The organism is Corallococcus sp. EGB, from assembly GCF_019968905.1.
Taxonomy (GTDB): Bacteria; Myxococcota; Myxococcia; order Myxococcales; family Myxococcaceae; genus Corallococcus.
Window position 1 is genome coordinate 5,791,633 of the sequence record NZ_CP079946.1, and the last position, 23,204, is coordinate 5,814,836.

General features: G+C 70.3%; 21 protein-coding genes. 14 read left to right on the forward strand and 7 right to left on the reverse strand.

All coding sequences use genetic code 11. The features are described 5' to 3' along the window. The first annotated feature begins 80 nt into the window (after positions 1 to 80). Genes KYK13_RS39090 through KYK13_RS23770 form a run of 7 tightly spaced genes read left to right on the forward strand, consistent with a single transcriptional unit; the run spans position 81 to position 8,694 of the window. Positions 81 to 2,249 carry a chemotaxis protein CheA gene (locus KYK13_RS39090; protein ID WP_304504055.1) on the forward strand — a complete coding sequence of 723 codons (2,169 nt, stop codon included), beginning with the start codon at positions 81 to 83 and terminating at the stop codon, positions 2,247 to 2,249. Beyond that, a complete protein-coding gene (locus KYK13_RS23745; protein WP_223633671.1) occupies positions 2,246 to 2,734 on the forward strand; it encodes a chemotaxis protein CheW in 489 nt (162 codons plus the stop codon). Before KYK13_RS39090 ends, KYK13_RS23745 begins: the two co-directional genes overlap by 4 nt. Continuing rightward, positions 2,734 to 4,797, forward strand: a complete 2,064-nt coding sequence (locus KYK13_RS39095; RefSeq protein WP_223633674.1) for a methyl-accepting chemotaxis protein — start codon at positions 2,734 to 2,736, stop codon at positions 4,795 to 4,797. Before KYK13_RS23745 ends, KYK13_RS39095 begins: the two co-directional genes overlap by 1 nt. A gap of 34 nt (positions 4,798 to 4,831) precedes the next feature. After that, positions 4,832 to 6,361 carry an AarF/ABC1/UbiB kinase family protein gene (locus KYK13_RS23755; RefSeq protein ID WP_223633677.1) on the forward strand — a complete coding sequence of 510 codons (1,530 nt, stop codon included), beginning with the start codon at positions 4,832 to 4,834 and terminating at the stop codon, positions 6,359 to 6,361. Positions 6,362 to 6,383: 22 nt separating this feature from the next. After that, positions 6,384 to 6,719 carry an antibiotic biosynthesis monooxygenase gene (locus tag KYK13_RS23760; protein ID WP_223633680.1) on the forward strand — a complete coding sequence of 112 codons (336 nt, stop codon included), beginning with the start codon at positions 6,384 to 6,386 and terminating at the stop codon, positions 6,717 to 6,719. Positions 6,720 to 6,730: 11 nt separating this feature from the next. Then, a complete protein-coding gene (gene cheB, locus KYK13_RS23765; RefSeq protein ID WP_223633683.1) occupies positions 6,731 to 7,801 on the forward strand; it encodes a chemotaxis-specific protein-glutamate methyltransferase CheB in 1,071 nt (356 codons plus the stop codon). Beyond that, positions 7,798 to 8,694, forward strand: coding sequence for a protein-glutamate O-methyltransferase CheR (locus KYK13_RS23770; RefSeq protein ID WP_223633686.1), 897 nt, complete (start codon positions 7,798 to 7,800; stop codon positions 8,692 to 8,694). The genes cheB and KYK13_RS23770 overlap by 4 nt, the downstream gene beginning before the upstream one ends. On the opposite strand, the gene KYK13_RS23775 is transcribed toward KYK13_RS23770, so the two are convergent. Then, positions 8,684 to 9,604 carry a diacylglycerol kinase family protein gene (locus KYK13_RS23775; protein WP_223633689.1) on the reverse strand — a complete coding sequence of 307 codons (921 nt, stop codon included), beginning with the start codon at positions 9,602 to 9,604 and terminating at the stop codon, positions 8,684 to 8,686. The two genes, KYK13_RS23770 and KYK13_RS23775, sit on opposite strands and share 11 nt — an antisense overlap. A gap of 157 nt (positions 9,605 to 9,761) precedes the next feature. Between KYK13_RS23775 and KYK13_RS23780 the strand changes: the two genes are divergently transcribed. Beyond that, positions 9,762 to 10,439, forward strand: a complete 678-nt coding sequence (locus tag KYK13_RS23780; RefSeq protein WP_223633692.1) for a Fic family protein — start codon at positions 9,762 to 9,764, stop codon at positions 10,437 to 10,439. A gap of 13 nt (positions 10,440 to 10,452) precedes the next feature. Next, positions 10,453 to 11,148 carry a hypothetical protein gene (locus tag KYK13_RS23785; RefSeq protein WP_223633694.1) on the forward strand — a complete coding sequence of 232 codons (696 nt, stop codon included), beginning with the start codon at positions 10,453 to 10,455 and terminating at the stop codon, positions 11,146 to 11,148. Between the two features lie 17 nt (positions 11,149 to 11,165). On the opposite strand, the gene KYK13_RS23790 is transcribed toward KYK13_RS23785, so the two are convergent. Both KYK13_RS23790 and KYK13_RS23795 read right to left on the reverse strand, forming a co-directional pair. Further along, the gene (locus KYK13_RS23790) at positions 11,166 to 11,663 is read right to left on the reverse strand and encodes an Hsp20/alpha crystallin family protein (RefSeq protein WP_223633697.1); all 498 of its coding nucleotides are present in this window, start codon (positions 11,661 to 11,663) and stop codon (positions 11,166 to 11,168) included. A gap of 289 nt (positions 11,664 to 11,952) precedes the next feature. Beyond that, positions 11,953 to 12,840, reverse strand: a complete 888-nt coding sequence (locus KYK13_RS23795; RefSeq protein WP_223633699.1) for a PhzF family phenazine biosynthesis protein — start codon at positions 12,838 to 12,840, stop codon at positions 11,953 to 11,955. Positions 12,841 to 12,985: 145 nt separating this feature from the next. Here KYK13_RS23795 and KYK13_RS23800 point away from each other — a divergent pair, with 145 nt between their 5' ends. Beyond that, positions 12,986 to 13,762: a YdiY family protein gene (locus tag KYK13_RS23800; protein WP_223633701.1), complete on the forward strand. Its 777-nt coding sequence runs from the start codon at positions 12,986 to 12,988 to the stop codon at positions 13,760 to 13,762. On the opposite strand, the gene KYK13_RS23805 is transcribed toward KYK13_RS23800, so the two are convergent. Both KYK13_RS23805 and KYK13_RS38910 read right to left on the reverse strand, forming a co-directional pair. Beyond that, a complete protein-coding gene (locus KYK13_RS23805) occupies positions 13,683 to 14,948 on the reverse strand; it encodes a FadR/GntR family transcriptional regulator (protein WP_223633703.1) in 1,266 nt (421 codons plus the stop codon). The genes KYK13_RS23800 and KYK13_RS23805 overlap by 80 nt on opposite strands. 835 nt (positions 14,949 to 15,783) lie before the next feature. After that, the gene (locus KYK13_RS38910) at positions 15,784 to 15,909 is read right to left on the reverse strand and encodes a hypothetical protein (protein WP_255653977.1); all 126 of its coding nucleotides are present in this window, start codon (positions 15,907 to 15,909) and stop codon (positions 15,784 to 15,786) included. A gap of 929 nt (positions 15,910 to 16,838) precedes the next feature. Here KYK13_RS38910 and proC point away from each other — a divergent pair. Continuing rightward, entirely contained in the window at positions 16,839 to 17,690 is an 852-nt protein-coding gene (gene proC / locus KYK13_RS23810) for a pyrroline-5-carboxylate reductase (RefSeq protein WP_223633706.1), read from the forward strand. Here the strand turns inward: proC and KYK13_RS23815 are convergent. After that, a complete protein-coding gene (locus KYK13_RS23815) occupies positions 17,672 to 18,355 on the reverse strand; it encodes a helix-turn-helix transcriptional regulator (RefSeq protein ID WP_223633708.1) in 684 nt (227 codons plus the stop codon). The two genes, proC and KYK13_RS23815, sit on opposite strands and share 19 nt — an antisense overlap. A gap of 63 nt (positions 18,356 to 18,418) precedes the next feature. Here KYK13_RS23815 and KYK13_RS23820 point away from each other — a divergent pair, with 63 nt between their 5' ends. The 3 genes from KYK13_RS23820 (at position 18,419) to KYK13_RS23830 (ending at position 20,364) form a co-directional block, all read left to right on the forward strand. Then, positions 18,419 to 19,540: a cytochrome P450 gene (locus tag KYK13_RS23820; RefSeq protein WP_223633710.1), complete on the forward strand. Its 1,122-nt coding sequence runs from the start codon at positions 18,419 to 18,421 to the stop codon at positions 19,538 to 19,540. Further along, positions 19,537 to 19,881: an antibiotic biosynthesis monooxygenase gene (locus KYK13_RS23825; RefSeq protein ID WP_223633713.1), complete on the forward strand. Its 345-nt coding sequence runs from the start codon at positions 19,537 to 19,539 to the stop codon at positions 19,879 to 19,881. Before KYK13_RS23820 ends, KYK13_RS23825 begins: the two co-directional genes overlap by 4 nt. Before the next feature lie 84 nt (positions 19,882 to 19,965). Further along, positions 19,966 to 20,364, forward strand: coding sequence for a hypothetical protein (locus KYK13_RS23830; RefSeq protein WP_223633716.1), 399 nt, complete (start codon positions 19,966 to 19,968; stop codon positions 20,362 to 20,364). A gap of 18 nt (positions 20,365 to 20,382) precedes the next feature. Here KYK13_RS23830 and KYK13_RS23835 read toward each other — a convergent pair whose 3' ends face one another. Beyond that, positions 20,383 to 23,067, reverse strand: coding sequence for a M1 family metallopeptidase (locus KYK13_RS23835; protein WP_223633719.1), 2,685 nt, complete (start codon positions 23,065 to 23,067; stop codon positions 20,383 to 20,385). Between the last annotated feature and the right edge of the window lie 137 nt (positions 23,068 to 23,204).

Consider the following 23,204-nt stretch of genomic DNA (forward strand, 5'->3'; position numbering starts at 1 on the left):
GCCCATGGGCAGCGCCGGTCACAGCCATCACAGCAAATACATCCAGCCTGTCTGGACTCTTGTCATGGGACGTCCTGTCCGTGGGTGACACTCCGGGCTGGGATGACGTGATGCGGGAGTTCCTGCTCGAGTCCCGCGAGCACGTGCAGGGCATCGAGTCGACGGTGCTGGAGCTGGAGGCACAGCCGGGCTCGCAGCCGCTCATGGCGCAGCTGTTCCGGGCGCTGCACACCGTGAAGGGCACCTGCGGCTTCCTGGGCTTCACCCGCCTGGAGGCGCTGATGCACGCGGCCGAGGAGATGCTCGGCCTGGCGCGCGACCGGCGCCTGGTGCTGGACCGCGAGCGCGTGTCCACGCTGCTGGCGCTGGCGGACGCGGCGCGCGGCGCGCTGGAGCACATCGAGGCGACGGGGCTGGAGCCCGCGGTGGACCACTCGGCGTTGCTTGCCCGCATGACGGGCGCGGCGACGGCCTCCAAGCCCCTGCAGGTGCCGGAGCCGCTGACGCCTCCGGGTGCCCTGCCCTGGCGCGGCGCCGCGACCGGGGTGGACTCCAAGCTGCGCGTGGACGTGGCGCTCCTGGACCGGCTGATGAACCTGATGGGTGAGCTGGTGCTGGCGCGCAACCGCGTCCTCCAGTGCGCGGCCTCGCCCACGCCGGGCGCGGACCTGGCCACCGCGTCGCAGCGGCTGGACGTCGTCACCACGCAGGTGCAGCAGGTGGTGATGAAGACGCGCCTCCAGCCGGTGGGCCAGGTGTGGAACCGCTTCCCCCGGCTGGTGCGCGAGCTGGCGAACGGGTGCGGCAAGCAGGTGCGGCTGCAATTGCAGGGCGCGGACACGGAGCTGGACAAGACGCTGGTGGAGGCGCTGCATGATCCGCTCACCCACCTGTTGCGCAACGCCGTGGACCACGGCGTGGAGATGCCCGAGCAGCGGCGCGCGGCGGGCAAGCCGCCCGTGGGCTGCCTGACGCTGAGCGCGTCGCATGAGGGCGGGCTGGTGCACCTGGGCATGTCCGACGACGGCGCGGGCATCGACGTGCAGCGGGTGCGGCAGGTGGCGGAGCAGCGGGGCCTGCTCACGGCCGACCAGGCGGCTCGGCTGTCGGACGCGGACGCGCGGATGCTCATCTTCCTGCCGGGCTTCAGCACCGCGGAGCGCGTCACGTCGCTGTCCGGCCGCGGCGTGGGCATGGATGTGGTGCGCACGCAGGTGGAGCGCATTGGCGGCACCGTGGAGGTGCGGAGCCGGCCTGGCGAGGGCACGACGTTCACCCTCAAGATTCCCCTCACGCTGGCCATCATCCCGGCGCTGCTCGTCACCTGCCGGGGAGACCGCTACGCGCTGCCCCAGGCGTCCCTCCGGGAGGTGGTGTTCCTGGAGCCGGAGCAGGCCCGGAGGGACATCACCCGCATCCAGGGCGCGTGCGTGCTGCGATTGCGCGGGGAGCTGCTGCCACTGGTGGTGCTCGCCGCGGAGCTGGGCGTGGGGCCCGCGACGCCAGACCTGGACGCGGGCGCCACCCTCGTCGTGCTACAGGCCGGTGAGCGCACCTTCGGGCTGTGGGTGGACGCCATCCACGACACGGAGGAGATCGTCGTCAAGCCGCTGTGGAAGCACCTGAAGGGGCTGGCCTGCTACGCGGGCGCGACGGTGCTGGGCGACGGGCGCGTGGCGCTCATCCTGGACGCCATGGGCCTGTGCAGCCGCGTGGGCTCGGTGACCGAGGTGCAGGCGCAGCGGGTCGTCCCGGAGACCGCTCCCGAAGCGGCACCGGCGGACGAGAACCGCGAGCGGGTGCTGCTGTGCCGCGCCGGCGCGGAGGGTCGCGTGGCCATCCCGCTGTCGCGCGTCACGCGGCTGGAGGAGCTGCCCGCGTCGGACGTGGAGCGGCTGAGCGGAGGCATGGAGATGGCGCGCTACCACGGGCAGTTGCTGCCGCTGGTGCGCGTGGCCTCCGTGCTGGAGGCGAGGCCTGGGGCGACGGAACAGCTCGCGCGGAACGTGAAGCTCGCGCTGGACGACTCGCTCTCCGTCGTCGTCACCACGCACGCGGAGACGCGCGTGGGACTGGTGGTGGACGCCATCCTCGACGTCGCGGAGGTGGAGCTCGCGCTCCAGCGGGAGACCCGCCGTCCGGGCGTGCTGGGGTCCATGGTGGTGCAGTCCCGCGCCACCGAGTTCCTGGACGTCGAGGGCACCGTTCGCGCCGTGCACCCGGAGCTGCTGATGGGCGGTGCGCCATGAAGGGCTTCCACCAGCTGTGCTCGTTCCAGGTGGGCGACCAACTGTTCGGCCTGGACATCGAACGCGTGCAGGAGATCCTGATGCCGCCTCCGCTGACGCGCGTGCCCGGCGCGCCTCCGGAGGTCGCGGGGCTGCTCAACCTGCGTGGGCAGATCGTCCCCGCCATCGACCTGCGGCGCCGGCTGGGCCTGCCCGAGGGCACGTCCCCCGCGGACGCGCCCCACGTCGTCCTGCGCGGCGACGAGGGCGCGGTGAGCTTCCGCGTGGATGCCATCGGCGACATCCTCCCCTTCGAGCCGTCGGCCCTGGCTCCGCTGCCGGACAACCTGCGCGGGCCCCTGCGCTCGTTGCTGTTGGGCGTCCATGCGCTGCCGGACCGGCTGCTGCTCGTGTTGTCCGCGGACGCGGTGGTGGACGGGCTCTCGCCCGCATCCAGCGCCTCCGCCGCCCCTTCCTTCCCCTTGCGTTCCCAGGAGTCCCGCTGATGGCACGCTCGACCGCGCCCGCCGTGAAAACCACCCCCTTCCAACGCCTGGGCGGCAAGGCCCCACTGACCGCCGCCGTGCAGAAGCTCTACGCGCGGGTGCTGGCGGATGCGCTGCTCAAGCCCCTCTTCCGCCGCGCGGACCTCGTCCAGGTGCAGCGCCGGATGGTCGCGTTCCTCACCCAGCTCCTGGGCGGTCCGGCCCTCTATCGCGGCCGGTCCCCGCGCGATGTGCACGCCGGCATGGAGCTCAAGCCCCATCACTTCGAGCGCGTCGCCGAGCACCTGGCCGCCGTGCTGGATGAGCTGGACGTGCCCGGCCCTGTCGCTCGAGAGGTGCTCGCGGCCCTGGGCACGATTCAAGGCGACGCCGTGAGCAAGCGCGCCCCGGCACGTGCCTCGCGGACGCAGGGGCGCCGCGTGGCCGCGACCCCAGTGCCCGCGGCCCGGTCCTCGCGCCGCCGGACGTCCACGCTGCTCGAGGGGGCGCTGAGCGAGGCGGTGCTGAACGCGGCGAGCGTCAACCTGTTCGTGCTGGACGAAGACCTGGCCATCCTCTTCTCGAACACGGCCTCCTCGGACGCCATCGAGCGCATCCATCAGGCGTCTGGTTTCAGCGGCGGCGTCGGGGATGCGGGCAGCGATTTCCTCGCCCACTTCGAGCACCAGCTGAGCCTGGAGGACGAGCGGCTGCGCGACCCCGAGGCGCTTCCGCACGAAGCCCACTTCGCCGTGGGCCCCACCCTGATCAAGGCGCGCATCGACGGCATCAAGGGCCGCGGCGGAGCGCTCACCGGATACGTGGCGACGTGGACGGACGTCACGGATCAGCAGCGCGCGGACACGGAGATGGCACGCCTCAGGGCCATGCTGGAGAACGCGCCCACCTGCGTGATGGTGGCCGACCTGGACCTGAAGATCGTCTACCTGAACCCGGCCTCTCGCCGGCTGTTGCAGCGCGTGGAGAAGCACCTGCCCGTCACCGCGGACCGGGTGCTGGGCTCCCACATCGACGTCTTCCACCGCGACTCGACGTACCAGCGGAAGCTCCTGTCCAACGACAAGAACCTGCCGGTGCGCGCCAACATCCCCATCGGCCCGGAGACCGCGGACCTGTTGGTGACGGCGGTGTACGACGGCCAGGGGCGCTACCTGGGCCCCATGGTGACGTGGGAGCTGATCACCGAGAAGCTCGCCGTGCAGCAGCGCGAGAAGGACCTGGACTCCACCCTGCGCGGCATCTTCCAGGAGGTGACGCAGCACTCGCAGACGCTCGCGGCGGCGTCCCAGGAGCTGTCCAGCGTCAGCCAGCAGCTGGTGAGCAACGCGCAGGAGACCGCCGCGCAGGCAACCCAGGTGTCCGCCGGCGCGGAGCAGGTCAGCCGCAACGTGCAGAGCGTCGCGTCCGGCATGGAGGAGGTCAACGCGAACATCCGCGAGGTGGCACGCAACGCGAGCACCGCCGCCAAGGTCGCGGCCTCCGCGGTCAAGCTGGCGGACTCCACGTCCGCCGTCGTCGGCAAGCTGGGGGCGAGCAGCCAGGACATCGGCAAGGTCATCAAGGTCATCACCTCCATCGCGCAGCAGACCAACCTGCTCGCGCTCAACGCGACCATCGAGGCAGCCCGCGCGGGCGAGGCGGGCCGGGGCTTCGCGGTGGTGGCCAACGAGGTGAAGGAGCTGGCGCGCGAGACGGCCCGCGCCACCGAGGACATCGGCCAGAAGATCGGCAGCATCCAGGGCGACACCGAGGAGGTGGTCAACGCCATCCTCGAAATTGGCGCCACCATCAGCCGCATCGACGAGCTGCAGACGTCCATCGCCTCCTCCGTGGAGGAGCAGACGGCCACGGCGGGAGAGATCCTCCGCAACGTGGGCGAGGCCGCCAAGGGCAGCCAGCAGATCTCCGAGAACATGGCCGCCGTGGCGGAGGCCGCGCGGAGCACCACCGAGGGCGCGGGCAGCACGCAGCGCTCCGCGGTGGAGCTGGCCCACATGGCGCAGTCGCTTCAGCGGCTGGTCGTGCAGGTGGACACGACAGACAAACAGGGACGGACGAAGTAGCGCGGGCGGAATCAGGGTCCAGGAGCCACGGCACGTGCGAACCGGATTGAAGCGGTGGTGGGAACTGGGCCAGGTGGCCCGCGCCTCCACGCGCCTGCGGCGGGAAGCCCTGCCCCAGGACGCGGAGCATGTGAGGCGTGAGCTGACCCGGAGGCTGTTGGGCTTGCGCGGCCTGCCGCAGAAGGTGGGGCAGGTGCTCACGCTCGCGGAGCTGGGCGAGGAGGCGCCGGGGTTCGGCTCGCTCGCGGAGGCGCCCTCCCCGCTCGCGCCGGAGGCCGCGCTGGCGGAGGTGTCCCGCCGGCTGGGCCGTCCGTGGCGGGAGGTCTTCGCCTCGCTGGACGGCCTGGGCATCGCCGCGTCGTTGGGGCAGGTGCACCGGGGCGTGCTGCACGACGGGCGCGCCGTGGCGGTGAAGCTGCGGCACCCGGGCATCGCGGAGGCCGTGCGGGATGATCTGCGCGCGCTGGGGCTGCTCGCCGCGCCGCTGGGTGGCTGGCGCGGGAAGTTGGACCTGTCCGCGTACCGCCACGAAGTCGCCCGGATGCTCCAGGGCGAGCTGGACTACCGCCTCGAGGCCCAGGCCCTGCGGGATGCGGGCACGCGCATGGCGGACGTGCCGGGCGTCGTCGTCCCCGCGCCCGTGGACGCGCTCACGCGGGAAGACCTGCTGGTGATGACCTGGGTGGACGGTGTGCCGCTCGCGGAGGGCTGGCGCTGGAGCGAGGCGGACCGCCGCGCGCTGTCCACGACACTGGTGCGCCTGCTCCTCCACGGCTGCTTCACCTGGGGCGCGCTCCATGCGGATCCGCATCCAGGCAACTACCGCGTGTCCCGGGGACCGGAGGGCCACGTCGTGCTGGGGGTGCTCGACTTCGGCTGCGTGAAGCCATTGCCGCCAGAGGTGGCCGCGGGCCTGGGGCGGTTGATCGCGCTCCTCCGTTGCCCTGATTCCCCACCGCGTCCGGAACAGCTGTTGTCCGCGTGGGTGATGCTGGGGTTCACGCCGGAACTGCTGGAGCCCATGGCGGAGGCGCTGCCCGCCGTCAGCCGCGTGCTGCTGGAGCCATTCCTCCAGGACCGCCCCTTCCACGCGCGAGGCTGGCGGCTGGGAGCGCGGCTCACCGAGGCGCTGGGGCCGCACCGCTGGAACTTCCGCGCGGCGGGGCCGGCGTCGCTCCTGTACGTCCTGCGCGCGTTCCACGGGCTGGTGCGCCACCTGGACGTGCTGGACACGCCCATCGCCTGGGGGCCGCTGCTGGACGAGGCCCGCGCGCCGTCACTGCCACCGCCGCCGTCGCACTCCGAGGCGCGGGTGGAGGGCTCCGCGCGCTACCTGAAGGTCCGCGTGACGGAGGCCGGCAACACCCGCGTCGCGCTGACCTTCCGCGCGGACGTGACGGCGCACCTGGAGGACCTCCTGCCGGAGGACTTGCCCTCCCGGCTCGCGGCGCGAGGGCTCGATCCGGCAGGCATTGGCGCGGCGGCGGTCGCGGCGGGGCTGCGGCCGTCGGAGTTGTTCCACCTGGACGAGGGCGACCGGCATGTCCGGGTCTGGCTCGAGTGACACACGGAGAAGGAAGCTACGGATGGTCACCATCGGCATGAACTATGAGGTGCGTGAGGGCAAGGCGGACGCCTTCGAGCGGAAGTTCGCGCTCGTGCAGGAGGCGATGCGCAAGCTGCCCGAGCACGCGCACACGGAGCTGTTCCGGAGCGTGGGAGCGCCAGGGCGCTACCTCATCGTCTCGGAATGGCAAAGCCGCGAGGGCTTCGACGCCTTCATCGCGTCCGAGCCCTTCCACCGCGTGACGGACTGGGGGGCGAGCGCCATCCTCGCGAGCCGGCCGCGCCACGAGGTGTATGGCGAGTCAGCCGCCAGCGCCCCCACGGGCCGCTGTCCGGTCGCGCACGCGGCGCGGTGAAGCGGGTGCGCATGAACGCCATCCGGGTCCTGGTGGTGGACGACGCGGCCGTGGTGCGGCGTCAGGTGTCGCTGCTGCTGGGCACGGACCCGGGCCTGGAGGTCGTCGCCACCGCGCCCAACGGGCGCATCGCGTTGGCGAAGGTGGAGCAGTTCCAGCCGGACGTGGTGCTGCTGGACCTGGAGATGCCGGAGCTGGACGGGCTGGAGACGCTCAAGCTCCTGCGCCAGCGCGCCCCGGAGCTGCCGGTGGTGATGTTCAGCGCGCTCACTGAACGCGCGGGCGTGCTGACCCTGGAGGCGCTCGCGCTGGGCGCACGCGACTACGTGACGAAGCCCACGTCCGCGGGCGGGATGAACGTCACCGTGGAGGCCGTGCGGGACGAGCTGGTGCGCAAGCTCAAGGCGCTCCACGTCCGCACGCCGCCCTGCGCGCCCATCGTCGCTCCAGTGCCTCGCGAATCCCTGCTCCGGCCACGGGCGCCCGCGCGGGTGGAGGTCATCGTCATCGGGGCTTCGACCGGAGGCCCGGGCGCGCTGGTGCGCGTGGTGTCCGCGCTGCCCGCGGGCCTGCCGGTGCCAGTGCTCATCGTGCAGCACATGCCGCCCCTCTTCACGCGGCTGCTCGCGGAGCGGTTGCAGGGCGTCACCCCGCTCACCGTGCGCGAGGCGGTGAGCGGCGCGTCCGTGCGGGCGGGCGAGGTGTGGGTCGCGCCCGGGGACTTCCACTTGGCCGTCTGCCGGGACGCGACGGGCGTGCGGCTCTTCACGCATCAGGGGCCGGCGGAGAACGCGTGCCGTCCGGCGGTGGACCTGCTCTTCCGCTCCGCGGCGGAGGTGTACGGCGCGGGAGTGCTCGCGGTGGTGCTCACGGGCATGGGCCAGGACGGGCTGCGCGGCTGCCGGCGGGTGAACGAGGCGGGCGGTCAGGTGGTGGTGCAGGACCAGGCCAGCTGCGTCATCGGCAGCATGCCGGGCGCGGTGGAGCAGGCGGGGCTCGCGGACGCGGTGGTGTCGCTGGACGCGCTGGCCCCGGAGCTGGCGCGGCGCGTGGACGCGCGCGGACGGAGGACCGGAGCATGACGCTTCATCCCGACGACTTCGCGTACCTGCGGCAGCGCGTGTTGCGCCGCTCCGGGCTCGTGCTGGAGCCCGACACGCACGCCCTGGTGGAGGCGCGCCTCACGCCCCTCCTGCGCGAGGAGCGGCTGCCGGACCTGCCCGCCCTCGTGTCGCGTTTGCGCTCGCAGCCCGAGGGCAGCCCGCTCCATCAACGCGTGGCGGAGGCGTTGGCCAACCACGAGACGGCCTTCTTCCGAGACACCCCTGTCTTCGAGGCCCTGCGCACCACCGCGCTGCCCGCCCTGCTGGCGAAGCGCGTCCGCACGCGGACCCTGCGCATCTGGTGCGCGGCGTGCGCCTACGGCCAGGAGCCCTACAGCGTGGCCATGACGCTGGCCGAGGCCGGGCTGCTCATCACCGGCTGGACCGTGCGCATCCTCGCCACCGACTTCTCCACCCGCGCGCTCGTGCGTGCCTGCGAGGCCCGCTACGACGCGAAGGAGATCCACCGGGGCCTGCCCTCCGAGCTGCGTCAGCGCTACTTCCGCCCGGAGCGCGACGGGTGGCGGCTGAACGACCAGGTTCGCAAGCCGGTGGAGTTCCGGCCGCTCAACCTGCTGGACGACTTCTCCATGGAAGCGCCCATGGACCTCATCTTCCTGCGCAACGTGATGATCTACTGGGACGTGCCCACCCGGCGCGCGGTGCTCGCCCGCGTGCGGCGGATGCTCCACCAGGACGGCTTCCTGGTGCTGGGCGCCGCGGAGGCCTCGCCCCTGGTGGAGGACGGCTTCACGCGGCACCTGCTGGGACAGACGAGCTGGTACCGCCCCGCGCCCGTCCCGCCCCATGCCGGCGCGGGCGCCCCCGTGAAGGAAGCGCCGCGCCCTCCGCGCTCCGGCGCTACACCTTGAGGCGGATGGCGCCGGGGAGCAGCGTCATGCGGCAGGGCAGCCTGCCCGGCGTCTCACCGTCCACGTCCAGGAACACGTCACCCGTCAAGGGCTCCGCATGGAGCGTGCGGCAGCGCAGCCGCCGCGTGCCCTTCCAGGTGACGTGGTCGCCGTTGTAGACGCCCTTCGACTTGAGGACGAAGTCGGACAGGCCGTAGTTGGACCAGATGGTGACGTCGAAGAGGCCGTCGTGCGTCACCGCCTCGGGCGCCACGAACATGCCGCTTCCGAAGTAGCGGCCGTTGGCCACGGCGATCGCGGTGACGCTCACCGTCTCCGGCTCGCCGCCGTCCACCGTGATGCGCACCTGCTGCTCCTGGTACTTCAAGAGGCCCTTCACGGTGCCCCACATGAAGCTCAGGTTGCCGCCGAGCGCCTTGCTGCCCTGGTTCACCTCGCGGGCCACCACCGCGCTCACGCCGAACGAGGCGATGTTCGCGAAGAAGCGGGTGGCCGGCTTGCCGTCGTTGTCGGTGAACTCCAGCCGCCCCACGTCGAAGGGCTCGGTCGTCTCCGAGCGCAGGCGCTCCAGCGCGGACGTCAGCTCCAGGTCCCACCCGAAGGTGCGCCGGAAGTCGCCGCCCGTGCCCCGGGGCAACAGCCCCAGCGTGGCCTGGGGGTTGATGACCTGGCCGTCGCGGAAGAAGCCGTTGGTGACTTCATTGAGGGTGCCGTCTCCGCCCACCGCGACGATGCACTCATAGCCATCGTCGATGGCCTGCCGCGCCAGACGCGCCGCATCCATGCCGCCGCTGGTGAAGCCGTACCCGAAGTCGCCGAGCACCTTGCCCACCTGCGCGGAGATCTCCACCCATCGCTTCCCCGTCTGCCCGTTGGCGCTGCGCGGGTTGACCACGAGGAACGTCTTCATTCAGTACCTTCTCCCTGCTGCGAGAACGGCCTGTTTACGCAATTGTTTGCCGGGGCTCCACTCCAGGACCCACAAGATGACCCGTTTGACCGGGGTGTTTGTCACCCAAACCGGTCCATGGTGGGCTTCCCAACCCTCTCCGCGCCCTGGACCCCGAGTGAAAGGCCCGCCCCCCACCGAGCAGCTCGCGCCCCACCGCGAGGCCACCCGCGCCCTGGACTGGGCACTGCCCGCGCTCCGGTGGGACCTGGAGGCCGCGGCGCGGCAGGCCTTCCGGGAGACGGGCGCCCAGGAGGACTTCCTGCTCCGCCATGACGCACCGGCCCATGAAGCCCAGGGGCCGGCGCGGACGGAGCGCTTCGAGCGGGCCCTCGCCCGGGTCCGGCGCCTCGCGGACGCCGGTGAGCCGCTGACCTTCACCGGGATGGTGGAGGTCCAGTCGATGCTGCTGGGCGGTCCCACGGGCTTCCGCACTGGCGACGCCTTCGCGAGGAGTGGCGCGCACCGGTACGCGCACACGCCCGGCCTGGAGGCGGCGTTCCGCGAGAAGGTGGAGTCGGAAGCGCGGGAGCAGCGCCATCCGGTGGCGCACGCCACGCGGTTGTACCTGGACCTGTGTTTCTTCCACCCCTTCCCGGACGGAAACGCCCGAGCGGCGCGGCTGTGGCTGGAATACATGCTGCGGCGGGGCCGCCTGCCCACCCCGCCCCTGGTCCCGGTGGTCCTGTGGCGCAAGAACCCGGGAGACGCGGTGAACTACACGCGGCTGGCCCGGCTGCTGGCCCGGAGCATCGCGGGGCCTGACGCGCCGTGCCGCAACGAGGTGCCGGGATGAACGAGGTGACCGCATGAGCAAGGCATCCCTGGGGACCTGGGACCGCATCCGCGACAGCCTGGACGCGTACGACCCGGAGAAGGTCATCCGCATGCTGCGCGAATATCTGGCGCCGCGTGTGCCGCCGGAGGCGCGCAAGCTCACGGACGAGCAGCACGACGCGATGGCGAAGCACGTCCAGGGGCTGCTCCGGCAGAACCTGGGGCCCTGGTACACGGACACGAATCTGTCTCTGGGCAATGAGAGCTTCGGAGGCTACTGCTGGTGTCACAGCTTCTTCCGGCACAAGCCCCTGCCGGACATGAGCGTGGAACACAACATCCAGCTCATCATCAACGCGCTGGAGCGGTCGCGCGAATGGCTGTTCAAGCTGGATGCCCATTTCCAGGCGCTGAAACAGGGCCTGCCCTCGGCGCCCGAGGACACGGACATCCGGCTGCTCGCGCTGGCGGATGGCATTGTCACCACGGTGAACCTCACCATGGACGCCACCGGCTGCGAGGAGGCCTGGTACACCTTCGCGGACGAGGCGATGGCGTGGATGTTCGACGCCATCGGACTGCGCCCGGGCTATCAGGCCGGGAAGCTGATGCGGAAGCTGTTCGCCTTCGAGTCCTGGCACTCGCCGCTCGAGGGGGAGCTGCGCGACTCGGCGGAGAAGGTGGCGGCCGCCGTCGTGGAGGACGAGGGCCGCCGGCACGCGCACTGAGTCCTTGCCCCGTCCTTTCAGTGGACGGGCTTGCCGCGCGTCAGCTTGCGGGCTTCGTCGCGCGAGCCACCCTTCACCGCGATGCGCTTGCCCTGGGGTTCGGCCTCCGGGAGCTTCAGCGAGATTTCCAGCACGCCGTTCTCGAAGTTCGCCTCGACCGACTCCGTGTCGATGCCTTCCGGGAGCGGGATGGCGCGGCGGAACGTGCCGGTGCCGCGCTCCAGACTCCAGACGCCCTCGGCCTCCTGTTCCTCCTCCACTTCGAAGGAGCGCTCGCCTTCAATCACGAGCTGATCGTTCTGCAGCTCGACGTGGATGTCGTCCTGCTTCATGCCGGGCAGGTCGGCCTTGACGATGAGCTGCCCGTTCTTCTCCAGCACGTCCACCTGGGGTGACCAGAGGCCCTCGTCCAGCACGCTGCTCCGGGGGATGAATCCCCGGCCTCCGAAGCCGATGAAGAGCTGATCCATGTCCTCCATCATCTGGCGCATGAGCCCGAATGGGGTCAGGGGCATGGCCTCCCGCACGGTGGTGGGTACCTGGGATTCACGGCGGGAGATGCCTGAGCCTGTCCGGGGCTCCTGGCCTTGTGAGCTTGCGCCCTGCTGTACGTCGGACTGGGCGTTCTTCATCGCGGGCGGAGAGGAGGGCTTCCCCTCCGTCCCCGGGTTCCTGTTGTCGGCAGCCATGATGTCCTCCAAGCGGGGATGGAATCATCCCAATCCCAAACCTGGAGGCGCGAGGGAGGGCCATCAAGGGTCCGGGGCCGCCGGCCCGCCGTGTCTGTCATTGGCGGGAGCCCCGCTACGCGAGCAGCGTGGCGTCCATCACGGTGAGCGCCACCCCGCCGACGCGGGCGCGCTCGACGTGGCCCGGCTGGCCGGTGACCTGGATGTCGATGCGGCCCGGCTTGCCGAGCGTGTCGCCCTGCTCGATGCGACCGGACACCGTGCCGCCGTGCGCGGGAAGGCGGAGGATGCCGTGTTCAGCGAGGTAGGCGGCGAGCGGTCCCGCGGCGGAGCCCGTGACGGGGTCCTCCAGGATGCCGAAGCCCGGGACGAAGTAGCGCGCCTGGGCCACGCTCCCCTGCTCCTTCGCTTCGCGGGCGAAGAGGTAGACGCCGCGCAAGCCGTGCGGCATCAGCAGGGCGTTCATCGCCGCGCCTCGCGGCGTCAGGGCCTCCAGGTCAGCGAGCCGCCGCAGGGGCACCACCAGCCGGTGGCCCTGGCGGATCACCGGCAGTGACGTGTCCACCTGCGACGCTGTCCCGCCCAGCGTGGCCATCAGCGCCTCCAACGCCACGGGGTTGGGCAGAGCGGGCGGCGGGGGCGTGGCAATCCACACCCGCGTTTCATGCGCGCTCCGAGGCTCCAACTCGATGTCGAAGGTGCCACCGGGGCACTCCAGCTTGAACGTCCCGGGGCTTCGCAGGAGCCCCTTCTCCGCGAGCAGATGGAAGGTGGCGACGGTGGCATGGCCGCAGAAGGGAATCTCATCCACGGGCGTGAAGTAGCGCAGGCGCACGGTGGCATCACCGGGCCGGGACAGGAGGAAGGCGGTCTCGGACGCACTGACGGCCGCGGCGGCCCGTTGCATCGTGGGGACCTCCAGCGCGGACGCGTCGAGCACCACGCCCGCACGGTTTCCTGCACCGGCGGTGCGGGTGAAGGCATCGATGATGTGAACCTGCATGGGCGGACTCCGAGCGTGAGAAGGGCCTGCGAATCAGGTCCAGGCATGCTCCGCTCTCCCCATCGGGTCAAGCGCCGGGCCGGCATGCCGGGGGGCCTCACAACAGGGTTGAACAGGAGCGCGCGAGCAGGCACAGCAGAGGGACATGAGTCTCCTGAAGTCGGTTGGATGGGGGGTGCTGGGGGCGTTGCTCCACGCGAGCGGCGCGGCGGCACAGATCGTCAACGTGCAGGCGCTCTTCGACGAGAAGGCGGAGCTGGGACCGGCCGCGGCCATCGAGTTGGGGGGAGACTGGCGCACGGGCAGCACGGAGCTGTTCTCCGTGCGGGGCTCGCTGGTAGGCCAGCTGCGCTCCGAGCGGAACGTCTGGCTGGGCGTCATCCGGGGCGAGTACTCGTTCGCCAGTGGAGAACGGATCGTCAGCCAGGTGATGGAGCACGTGCGCTACCGGCGCAGGCTCACCGAGCGTGTATCAGCCGAGGCCTTCGCCCAGCACGAATACAACGAGTTCCGCCGGCTCCAGTTCCGGGCCCTGCTGGGCGCGGGCCCGCGCGTCGTCCTGCTCAACGAGGAGAAAACAGGGCTCACCCTCGGCGTGGCGCTGATGTTGGAGCACGAGCGGTTGCGCAAGGACGGCGAGGTGGACGCGGGAGACCGCTACACGGATCCCCGAGTCTCCAGCTACCTGCTGGGCCGCTTGAAGCTGATGGAGAACATCCACCTCGTGGAGACGGTCTACCTCCAGCCGCGAGTCACCCGCCCCGCCGACCTGCGAATCCTCAACGAGACGCTGTTCGCGGTGACTCCCAATCCCCGGGTCACGGTGGGCATCGGCTTCAACCTCACCTACGACAGCGCGCCGCCGGCGACGGTGCCGCCCCTGGACACGCAGCTGCGGACCACGGTGGGCGTGAAGCTCTGATCAACAACACGAGAGCGCGCCCACCACAGGAGCGCCAGAGGCGCGCAGCCCACCGGCCCAGACATCCCAAGCTGCCGTCAATCCGCTCGTTGTCGTTGCACGCAGCCCCCACGGTGCCCCCCGGCACATCCAACACGGAGCATTCCGCACCAGGCTTGGCGTCGGACATTTCCGGGACCGGAGGGAACAGCTGCGCCCTGTTCTCTGGCTGCCCAGCAAAGGACTCCGCGAGAGGGCACGGTGCACCCTCTCGCACCGAGATGTTCTCCGCAGGTGACGCAAGGTAGCCGCCCCCCTGATTCTCGGCAGCAGGGCGCTCCACCAGCGCGTCGTCCCGCGCGGGAGCTGATGCAATAAAATCAGGGCCCCGCGATTCCACATAGGGGTGGGCCTCCAGACCTCCGTCCTGAGGAGCGGTGAAGGTGGGAGCAGTAATGAGCCCCTCCTGAGCACGCAGGATGTCAGGAGAGGCCGACTCCGGCCGGACGGGAGCGAAGGCATCCAGCAAACGCTCATCGCAAGCCCTCATCAGCGCCGGAAGCTCCTGCTGAAGTGCCCGTGTGTCGCGCTCCGACAGAGCATTCATGGCGCGAATGGCCCACTCGCGCAGCGCATCACCGCCCATGAAGGGCAGCAATCGGGCCGCGGCTCCCAGAAAGGCCCGTTGCAGGGACTGCACAAGGAGCACATGTCCGGGCCGCTCCGCCACCCGCGCCGCCAGCCGCAGCAACTCAAACTCCACCTGGGCGCACCGCTCTCCCGACTCCCACTTCCCCGCGTCCCAAAGCCCGAAGCAGACCTGCGACAACTGGTTCAAATCCCCCAGCGAGGCCTTCGCGCAGCAGTCGACCAGGAGCTCCACCATCACCTGCCGCCGCAGGCTGAAGTAGCCCTCCAGGAGCCACCGGGCCTCCGGCGAGCGCGCGTCATGCAGCGCCAGCCCCAGGTTCTCCAGTGTCAGCGACTCATCCAGGGCCACCGCGCGCGTCTTGCGTCCTGGGTGCTGTAACACCAGGCCCCGCGCCGCCAGCCGCCGCAGCGCCTCACGAATGGTGCCCCGACACACGTTATGGCGACGCGCCAGCGTCGCTTCCGAGCCGAACTGCCCGCAGGGCGGCAGCCGCCCCAGCGCGATATCGCGCTCCAACTCCGCTTCCACATACGCCACGAGCCCACCACGTCCCATCCCCGTCTCCCTTCCTCGCCCCAGCATCGCCATCCAACCACAGGGGTCTGACATGGATGCGCGGGCGCATCATCCGGGTCGGATGTCGGGAGGGACCGCCCCTGGGGCGCATGAGCTGAAAACCTGTCCGACAGTCGGACAGGTTCGAGGTTCGCAGGCTCGGCCATCGTGTGGCACAAACGTGTTCGACAAGCAGAGACGTTCGAGGGCTTCGAGCCTCACAGCGGTGATCAGTCGCACGGAGCCGAGTGCCGCAATGGATGAACCGCCCTCCACGTCGCGCTGTGTGACTGCTTCGTCGGCCTCCTGGACGGCCACCTCGAGTGTGCTGCCGGGGCGGGCCGCCAACTTCGAGAGCAGAGCCTTGACCTTGCTCCAGCACAGCTTGATGGGATTGAGGTCGGGACAGCAGGAACAGGACGTCTACCCCAACCGAGCGAAGCCTCCTTGACGCAGGTCGCGTGGTGCGCTCCCAGGTTGTCCATCACCAGGTCGCCCTGGCGTAGGTTGGGGATCAGGTAGTCGTTGCCGGACAGCAGAGGAACACGGCGCCCGACGTGCCGCCTTCAACTGTCATCAGGGCCTCGACTCCGTCCTGGGTGAGAGCACCAATCATGGTGAGAACCGTGTCTCGGTTTCTGGGGACGTGGCCCACCACGCGCTTCGACAGGGCGCAGGCATACTCACGCTCCATGCCGATATGGCTGCCGGACTCGTCGATGAAGACGGGTCGGTCCCCCCAACGGCTTCGGTGGCCGTGAGGAACTCGGCGCGCTTCTGATGGACGCTCGGACGCTGACGTCCGCTTGCGACCAGCCCCTTCTTCGTTCGAGAGTCACCGAAGTCGCACGATCATCCGGCCCAAGGTGGGGCGGCTCAGCGAGCGGCCAAGCTTCCTGATCACCAGGACGACCGGCACGGCAACCGTCGCGTCTGGATTCGCGTCCACCAGCGCCTTCACCCGAGGTAACTCCTCGTCAGACACGCGCTTGAGCACGCCCGCCAGGAGGCCGCGGCTGCACATCGCCTGTCTCGCGCTTCAGCCGGAGGACCCGGTTCACCGTGGCCCGGCCTACGCGGGACTGCTCCGCCAATTCCTCGTACGCCCTGTGCCGCGCTCCTCGCGAATGCGTCGACGCAAGTCCTCGGAGATCGGCCGGATCATCGCCTGAGCAGCTAATGCCAACCGGCTCGGCTCAAGAGAGCCCCGCTGTCAGGCGGTGCAAACCAGTCCGACACTCCTTCAAGTTCGCGTTCTTGGGTCTCAGCCTGCAATGACCAGTCCGACAGTCAGACACGTTCATGCCCCGGGCCCTGGCCGCGCAAACCTGTCCGACTGTCCTACACGTTCGCGGGCTTGGGTCTCAGCCCGCGACGACCTGTCCGGCAGTCGGACACGTTCATGCCCCGGGTCCTGGCCGCGCAAACCTGTCTGACTGTCCTACAAATTCGCCGGCTTGGGGTTCAGGCTGCGATGACCTGTCCGACTGTCGGACACGTTCCTGGCCTCGGGCCCTTGGCCGCCCAAACCTGTCCGACTGTCCTACAAGTTCGCGGGCCTGGGAGACTCGCGACAGGGACTTGTCCGACTGTCGGACAGGTTTCTGAAGAACGCGCCCGGCGGGCGGCCCTGACCGCCATCCCCCGCGTCCCGCGCAATCATGCCGCTTGGGCCCACTGCGTCTTGCTTCGGGACGTACGGTTCCACGGAGGCCTTGGAACAGTGCGCCTCGTGAGCGCATCTGTCGCGATCTCATCCTGACGCCCCGCTCATGCTCTCCATCACCATTCGCTGCTGCGCTCAGCGCGGCTTGCATCCTTGCGAAGAGCGCAACGTCCTGGACTCCGTTGGTGGGCTCCTGGCGGCGTGCTTGAGGGTAGGATTCTGGCATGGCGCCCCATTCCATCTCCGCACCGCTCGTCCTCCTGGGAGGCGGCAAGATCGCCGAAGCGCTCATCCAGGGACTGCTGCGCTCCGGCCATGCGCAGCCTTCGGAGCTTCGCGTCACCGTGCGCCGGCCTGAGCGCGGAGAGGAATTGCGCTCCCGGCATGGCGTGGACGTCCTCATGGACAACGCTCAGGCAGTACGAGGCGCGGGGGTGATCCTACTGGCGGTGCGCCAGGCACAACTGCGCGACCTGATGGCTGTCATCGCCCCGGCCCTGGAACCGGGACAGACCGTGGTGTCGCTTTCCGCGGATGTGAGACTCGCGCAGTTGGAGGCGGCCTTGCCCTCCTGCGTCTCCATCCTTCGCGCCCTGCCTCATACACCCGTGCGCGTGGGAGCGGGCGTGACGCCCCTGACCGCTGGGACCCGGGCGACGGAGCCCGCGAGACAGGCGGCTGAGTCTGTCTTCGCGGCGACGGGACGGCCACTGTGGATGACCGAGGAAGCGCTCACGATCTGCACGGGCGTGTGCGGCACGGGCCCCGCGTATGTCTTTCGCTCCGTGGAGACCCTGGCCCAGGCCGCGATGGCGCACGGGATGGACTCAGCGGAAGCGGCGGCGCTCGCCAGGGAAACGCTCATCGGCGCGGCGAAACTGTTGGCCGAGCCCGGCGCCACCACCGCTCGCCTCATCACGGAAATCGCGACCCCTGGAGGCATCACCGAGGCGGGACTGAAGGCCCTGGAGGCCCAGGGGCTTCCCCGTGTCGTGGACGAAGCCGTCACCGTCGCCATCCAGCGCACGCGGGAGCGCGCGGACGCGAACGCCATGGCCTACAGCACGGCGAAGTGACGCTTCAGCCCCCGCTGGCCTCCCAACGTGACGATGAGGCCCCGGGACCCGGGCTGACGTTCCACCCACCCCAGCGCGAGCACACGTGAGGCAAGCGCCGCGCCCAGCGCGCCCGCGAGGTGGTCTCGCCGCTCGCTCCAGTCCAGACAACGGTGCGCGAAGTGCCGACGCTGCTTGCGCACGCTCGCCAGATCGATGCCGAAGTCCTGGAACCAGGCCTCGCCGCTCGGGGTGAGCGCGAACGCTCGGCGGCGGAGGGAGAGATGTCCGGCCCGGAGGAGCGCGTCGGTGATGCCCATGCCCAACCGGCCCGCAAGATGGTCGTAGCAGTAGCGCGCGGCGCGCAGCGGCTCCGGCGTCGCTGACGCACGGGGCCCCCGGACTGCCACGGACATCAGCGCCTCCACCATCCGCGCCACGGTGGGCGTGGCGAGTCGGAACACCTTGTTGCGCCCCTGCCGGGTGGAGCGGATCAGCCGGGCCTGCTCCAACCGATGCAGGTGCGCTGTCGCTGTCGCTGGGCTGACGCCCGTGCCGAACGCGAGCTCCTTGGCGACAAGCGCACGCCCCTCCATGAGCAACTCCAGCATCCGAATCCGCGTGGCGTCCCCCACGGCCGCGGCCAGCGTCGTGAGGTCCGGCCCTGCATCCATCGTTCGCTCCATGACGAACCAATTTCTAACACATGGCCGCGACAACGGGAGGAGAGTGCCCGGGACCGAGGACCAATGACACCGCCCAGCGACCCGTATCTGGCCGTCACCCACCCTGACCCTTACCCCTATTACGCGGAGCTTCGCGCCCGGGGTGGACTGCACCGCGTCCCCGGCTTCAGCCCGTGGATCGCGGCGGACGCGGCGACCGTCCGCGCGGTGCTCACGAGCGAGCACTGCCGGGTCCGTCCACATGCCGAGCCGGTGCCAGCGCATCTGGTGGGGACCGCCGCCGGCGCACTCTTTGGACGCCTGGTGCGGATGAACGACGGAGGCCCCTACCCCGCCGTGAAGCAGACCCTGTCGCGCGCGCTGCCGGAGGCGCTGCGCGAAGTGGAGTCGGAGAGCCGTCGCCAGGCGGAACGGCTTTTCACGATGTCTTCGCTGGCCCGGTTGCCGGGCGCGGCCCTCCGATTTCCCGTGTTCGTGCTGGGTTCGCTGCTCGGACTTCCGGAAGACTCACTGGAGGCGACCGTGGAAGACGTGGAGGCCTATGTCCGCTCGGTCGCCGGGCCCCCGGCGGGCGGCGAGGCCGCTGCGAAGTTGCACGAGCGAGTGTCGACCTGTTTCCAGTCCACGGCGAGAACCGCGTTCACGGCCCGGCTCGTGGATGGGCCGGGCGCGGAAGACCTGCGCGTTCCCAACGCCGTGGGCCTGCTTACCCAGGCGTATGAAGCGACGGCAGGGCTCCTGGGAGCGACGCTGCGGGCCTTCGCTCACTGGCCCTCACTGCGGGAACAGGTCTCGCGGGGCCAGTGCACGCTCTACGACGTGGTCCAGGAAGCGGCCCGCCATGGCTCCCCCGTCCAGAACACGCGGCGCTTCACCCATGCGGCCGCGACTGTCGCGGGTCAGGAACTGGAAGCCGGTGTGACCGTGGTCGTCGTGCTCGCCGCCGCGAACCGGGATCCGCTGGAGAATCCCCAGCCTGATGCCTTCCTGCCCCGGCGCGAAGGCCGCCAATGCTTCACCTTCGGCCTGGGCACGCACGCCTGTCCCGGGCCGCTCCTGGCGAAGGCCATGGCCACCGCGGCGGCGGAGCAGGTGCTGGCGAGCGACCTGGACCTGATGCCCCTGGCGGGCCCCGTCACCTGGCGTGCTTCCACCAACACCCGCGTCCTGGGAGGACTGACATGATTGCTGTCATCTTCGAGGTCTCGACACACGACGAGCACCGGCAGCGGTACCTGGACCTCGCGGCGCAGCTGCGGCCCCTGCTGTCGGGCATCGACGGCTTCATCTCCATCGAGCGGTTCCAGAGCCTCAGTACACCGGGGAAATTGCTGTCGCTGTCCTTCTGGCGCGACGAGGCCGCGGTGGCGGAATGGCGGCGCCAGGAGGCCCACCGTGAAGCGCAACGCGAAGGCCGCGACGGCGTGTTCAACGACTACCGCCTGCGCGTGGCGCATGTCGTACGGGACTACGGCTTGAAGGACCGGGCGGCCGTGCCCGCTGACAGCCGCACTGTGCACGGCTGAAGCGGCCGGCGCACGGCGGCCGTCCTCCCGCCCGTCCCTCCCCTGCGGGCCATGCCTCCCCTACCTTCCGCGGAGGGGTGCACGATGAAGCGAGGCCATTGGAGACGATGCTGGGGGCTGGCCGCCGGGCTGCTCGGCCTTCCAGCCGTGGGGCAGTTGGAAGCGCCACCCCCGGGCGCGCCACAGTACTCGTGCTTCCAGGTGGCGCGCGAGGGCAGCGGGGTGAGCGAGACCATCGCTGCCCAGCTCTGCCAGGGTGCCAGCTCCGACACTCCGGCGCAGTGCTTCCTCCGGGCCAAGGAGAGCGCGTTCCTCGAGGACCCGGAGGCGCTCCAGCTGTGTCAGTACGCCACCCCCTCGGATGATCCCGCGTCCTGTTTCCTCAAGGCGCGGAAGTCTTCGTTCCTGGACGAGACACAGCTCCTGCAACTCTGCCGGCCCCCCATCGCGGAGATGCTGAAGCTGTGTCCCTACGGCCCCTGAGCCTTCAGTCCCGGGGAGTCACCGGGCGCGAAGGAATGCCTTCACGCTCGGGGACTGGACCTTCTGGGACTCGATGCACAGCCGGATGGATTCCAGGGCCCGGGCCAGCGCGCGCGGTCCTCCCTCGATGTTGCCCACGCGGGGCGTGAGGAAGGTCTCCACCTGCGCCAGCCCGCTGTCGTCGCAGAGGTTCCCTGTCTCGCCAATCAACCGGCCCAGGTCATCCGAGCGCAGCCGCTGGGTCAGCGCGTCGAAGTGCGTCTGGTAGAAGTTCCACGCCTGCGCCTGCAACTCCGGTGACATCAGCGCCAGCCTGAGGATGATCAGCGTGTCCCGCACATCGAAGTCCGGGGACACCACCAGCCCCAGCGCCCGGCTCATCTGGTCCGGGTTCCGGAAGTACGCCAGGGAGGTCAGAAGCCGGGTACGCTCGGTACGGTCCTGATCCTTCTTCGCCGCCTCCAGCAGCGCGTCGAAGAGCGCCGCATCACCATGCGTCGCCGCCCGGGTCAGCGCGCTGCTGAACGCCTCCGGATCCACCGACTTCCGGTCCGCCAGCCACGCACGCACCAGGGGCAGCGCTTCCTTCGCCACCCGCGGATCATCCCCCAGGCCGCCGGCCAGCCGGAGGAGCAGCGAGCGCAACTCCTTCACTGAGTCGTCCTCGCCCGGCGTCGGCACCCAGCCCATGGCCCGTGCGCGCGCGGAGTAGAGCGACGCCACCCACGCACGGAAGCGCTGCCGCTCCTCCGCCGTGAGCTGATCCACGCGCACCCGCATGAGCAGCAAGGCACCACTTTGCACCACCAGGCGGTTCGTCGACTTCGCGGAGGCAGGCACCGCCTTCAGCGCCTCGCCCAGCGGCAGGTCGCCTCGCGTCACCGCCGCGTCCACGTCGCCCCAGAGCGCCACCTGCTCCGCGGGGGTGAAGGCGGCGGCCGGAGTCGCGAGCAGCTTCGTCAACTGCTCACGGGTGTAGCCGCCCCGGTAGTACCCCGTGCCGCCCGCGTTGAGCAGCACCCACGCAGGGCACTGCTTCACGGGCAGAGCCACCTCCGCGGAAGGCCCCTGCAACATCGAGCACACCTTCGACGACTGCGTGCCCGTCCCCACGCGCAGGCACACCGGCACCTGCCATTCCTGCCGCGCGTCCGCCTTCGAGCCCACGGGCAGGTAGCGCTCCTGCGACAGCTTCACCGACGGGGCAGCGCCCGCCGGGCACGACAGCTTTGCGGTGATCCGCGGCGCTCCACTGTGCTCGATGAACCCGCCAAACGACTTCGCCACCTCCGGCCCCGCCGCCTGGGCCAGGTCCGTGAGGAAGTCCTCCATTGTCGCGACCTGCCATGCGTGCTTGCGGACATAGCCCCGGAGGAAGTCGCGGAAGCGCTCCGGCCCCAGCCACGCCTCGTACATGGCGATGACGGACGAGCCCTTGTCATACGTCGTCCCGTTGTCGAACGAGCCGACGATGTCGTCGTTGCTCGCCACCGGCTTGCGCACGGGCAGCGCCGCCGCCAGCTCATCCGAGGCCAGCGCGGAACGGATCGCGGACATCGCGCGCTCCTGCTGGAAGTCCCAGGACGGCTCCAGCCGGTCCACCGTCTGACGGTCCAGCCAAGCGGTGAAGGATTCATTCAGCCAGATGTCGTTCCACCACGAACAGGTGACGACGTCGCCGAACCAGTAGTGCCCCAGCTCATGGTTGGCGATGACCGTGTAGGAGCGGCGGCGGGCCAGCGTCTCCTCGCCCGGCGGAATGAGCGTGAGCGGCTGCCCGAGTGCGACGATGCCCGGGTGCTCCATGGTGCCCCAGTACCGGGGGACCACCGCCACGTCGAGCTTCTCGTAGGGGTACGCCTGGTCGAAGAAGTCCTCCAATCCCTTGATGATGCGCGGCGTGACGCTCGCGGCGTAGCGCGTCTCGGCGCCCCGCCCCTTGGGCACGATGAAGTGCAGCGGCACGTTCGTGCGTCCCACGGCGCCCGCGTCCACCACGTCGAACGGCCCCACCATGAAGGCCACGAGGTAGCTGGGCATCGGCTGGCTCTCCGCGAAGGTGACGCGCTCCAGGCCGTCCGCCAGCGGCTCGCGCGACACGACGGGGTGGTTGGCCAGCGCCACATGCCCCGCCTTCACGGTGAAGCGCAGGCGCCACGGCACCTTGAAGGACGGCTCGTCGAAGCACGGGAAGGCACGGCGCGCGTCGATGGGCTCGAAGAATGTGTAGAGGTAGGACTCACCGCCCTCCTCCACCCCGTAGATGCCCTGGCTACGCTCGCGGTCCACCTTGCCGGTGAAGTCCAGCAACAGCCGGGCCTTCCCCACGGGCAGTTCCTCTGGCAACAGCAAGCCCAGACGCCCCTCCGTCGCGGTGACAGGCTTCGCGTCGAAGGTGCGGTCCCCCACCGCGACGCGCGCTCGCGTCACCTCCAGGTCCTGCCCGTGCAGCCACACCTGGCGCACCGGCTCGCGGACCTCCACGTCGATGGTGACGCTGCCCGGGTACGTGGCCTCCGTAGGCACGAGCTTCAGGTCCAGCGCGTAGTGCACCGGCCGCACGGTGTCCGGAAGCCGCAGCGCGGGAGGCAGTGCGTCTGGCCAGGCGACCGCGGGAGGCGCGGAGGCAGGTGGCGCGGCCTCCGGCGCGTGGGCACAGCGGACGGTCAACACCACCAGGACGAGGAGTGGGAGCAGTCGCATGGGACCGCACCCTAGATCAGCATCCCCCTCCGGTCTTCACACGCGGGGTGCCCCCCTGCGGACACCCGCGCCACGGCAGTCCGGACGATGCGTGAGTTCCAGGGAGCCGCTACGGTCGTGTTTCCCCCGCTTCAACA

Coding starts and splice junctions, on each gene's coding strand:
- KYK13_RS23790 (WP_223633697.1), bottom strand. CDS start 11,663: ATGCCCCTGACCCCATTCGGGCTCATGCGCCAGATGATGGAGGACATG.
- KYK13_RS23795 (WP_223633699.1), bottom strand. CDS start 12,840: ATGCAGGTTCACATCATCGATGCCTTCACCCGCACCGCCGGTGCAGGA.
- KYK13_RS23770 (WP_223633686.1), top strand. CDS start 7,798: ATGACGCTTCATCCCGACGACTTCGCGTACCTGCGGCAGCGCGTGTTG.
- proC (WP_223633706.1), top strand. CDS start 16,839: ATGGCGCCCCATTCCATCTCCGCACCGCTCGTCCTCCTGGGAGGCGGC.
- KYK13_RS23815 (WP_223633708.1), bottom strand. CDS start 18,355: ATGGAGCGAACGATGGATGCAGGGCCGGACCTCACGACGCTGGCCGCG.
- KYK13_RS23775 (WP_223633689.1), bottom strand. CDS start 9,604: ATGAAGACGTTCCTCGTGGTCAACCCGCGCAGCGCCAACGGGCAGACG.
- KYK13_RS23820 (WP_223633710.1), top strand. CDS start 18,419: ATGACACCGCCCAGCGACCCGTATCTGGCCGTCACCCACCCTGACCCT.
- KYK13_RS39095 (WP_223633674.1), top strand. CDS start 2,734: ATGGCACGCTCGACCGCGCCCGCCGTGAAAACCACCCCCTTCCAACGC.
- KYK13_RS23785 (WP_223633694.1), top strand. CDS start 10,453: ATGAGCAAGGCATCCCTGGGGACCTGGGACCGCATCCGCGACAGCCTG.
- KYK13_RS23800 (WP_223633701.1), top strand. CDS start 12,986: ATGAGTCTCCTGAAGTCGGTTGGATGGGGGGTGCTGGGGGCGTTGCTC.
- KYK13_RS23830 (WP_223633716.1), top strand. CDS start 19,966: ATGAAGCGAGGCCATTGGAGACGATGCTGGGGGCTGGCCGCCGGGCTG.
- cheB (WP_223633683.1), top strand. CDS start 6,731: ATGAACGCCATCCGGGTCCTGGTGGTGGACGACGCGGCCGTGGTGCGG.
- KYK13_RS23760 (WP_223633680.1), top strand. CDS start 6,384: ATGGTCACCATCGGCATGAACTATGAGGTGCGTGAGGGCAAGGCGGAC.
- KYK13_RS23825 (WP_223633713.1), top strand. CDS start 19,537: ATGATTGCTGTCATCTTCGAGGTCTCGACACACGACGAGCACCGGCAG.
- KYK13_RS23745 (WP_223633671.1), top strand. CDS start 2,246: ATGAAGGGCTTCCACCAGCTGTGCTCGTTCCAGGTGGGCGACCAACTG.
- KYK13_RS23835 (WP_223633719.1), bottom strand. CDS start 23,067: ATGCGACTGCTCCCACTCCTCGTCCTGGTGGTGTTGACCGTCCGCTGT.
- KYK13_RS23805 (WP_223633703.1), bottom strand. CDS start 14,948: ATGGGACGTGGTGGGCTCGTGGCGTATGTGGAAGCGGAGTTGGAGCGC.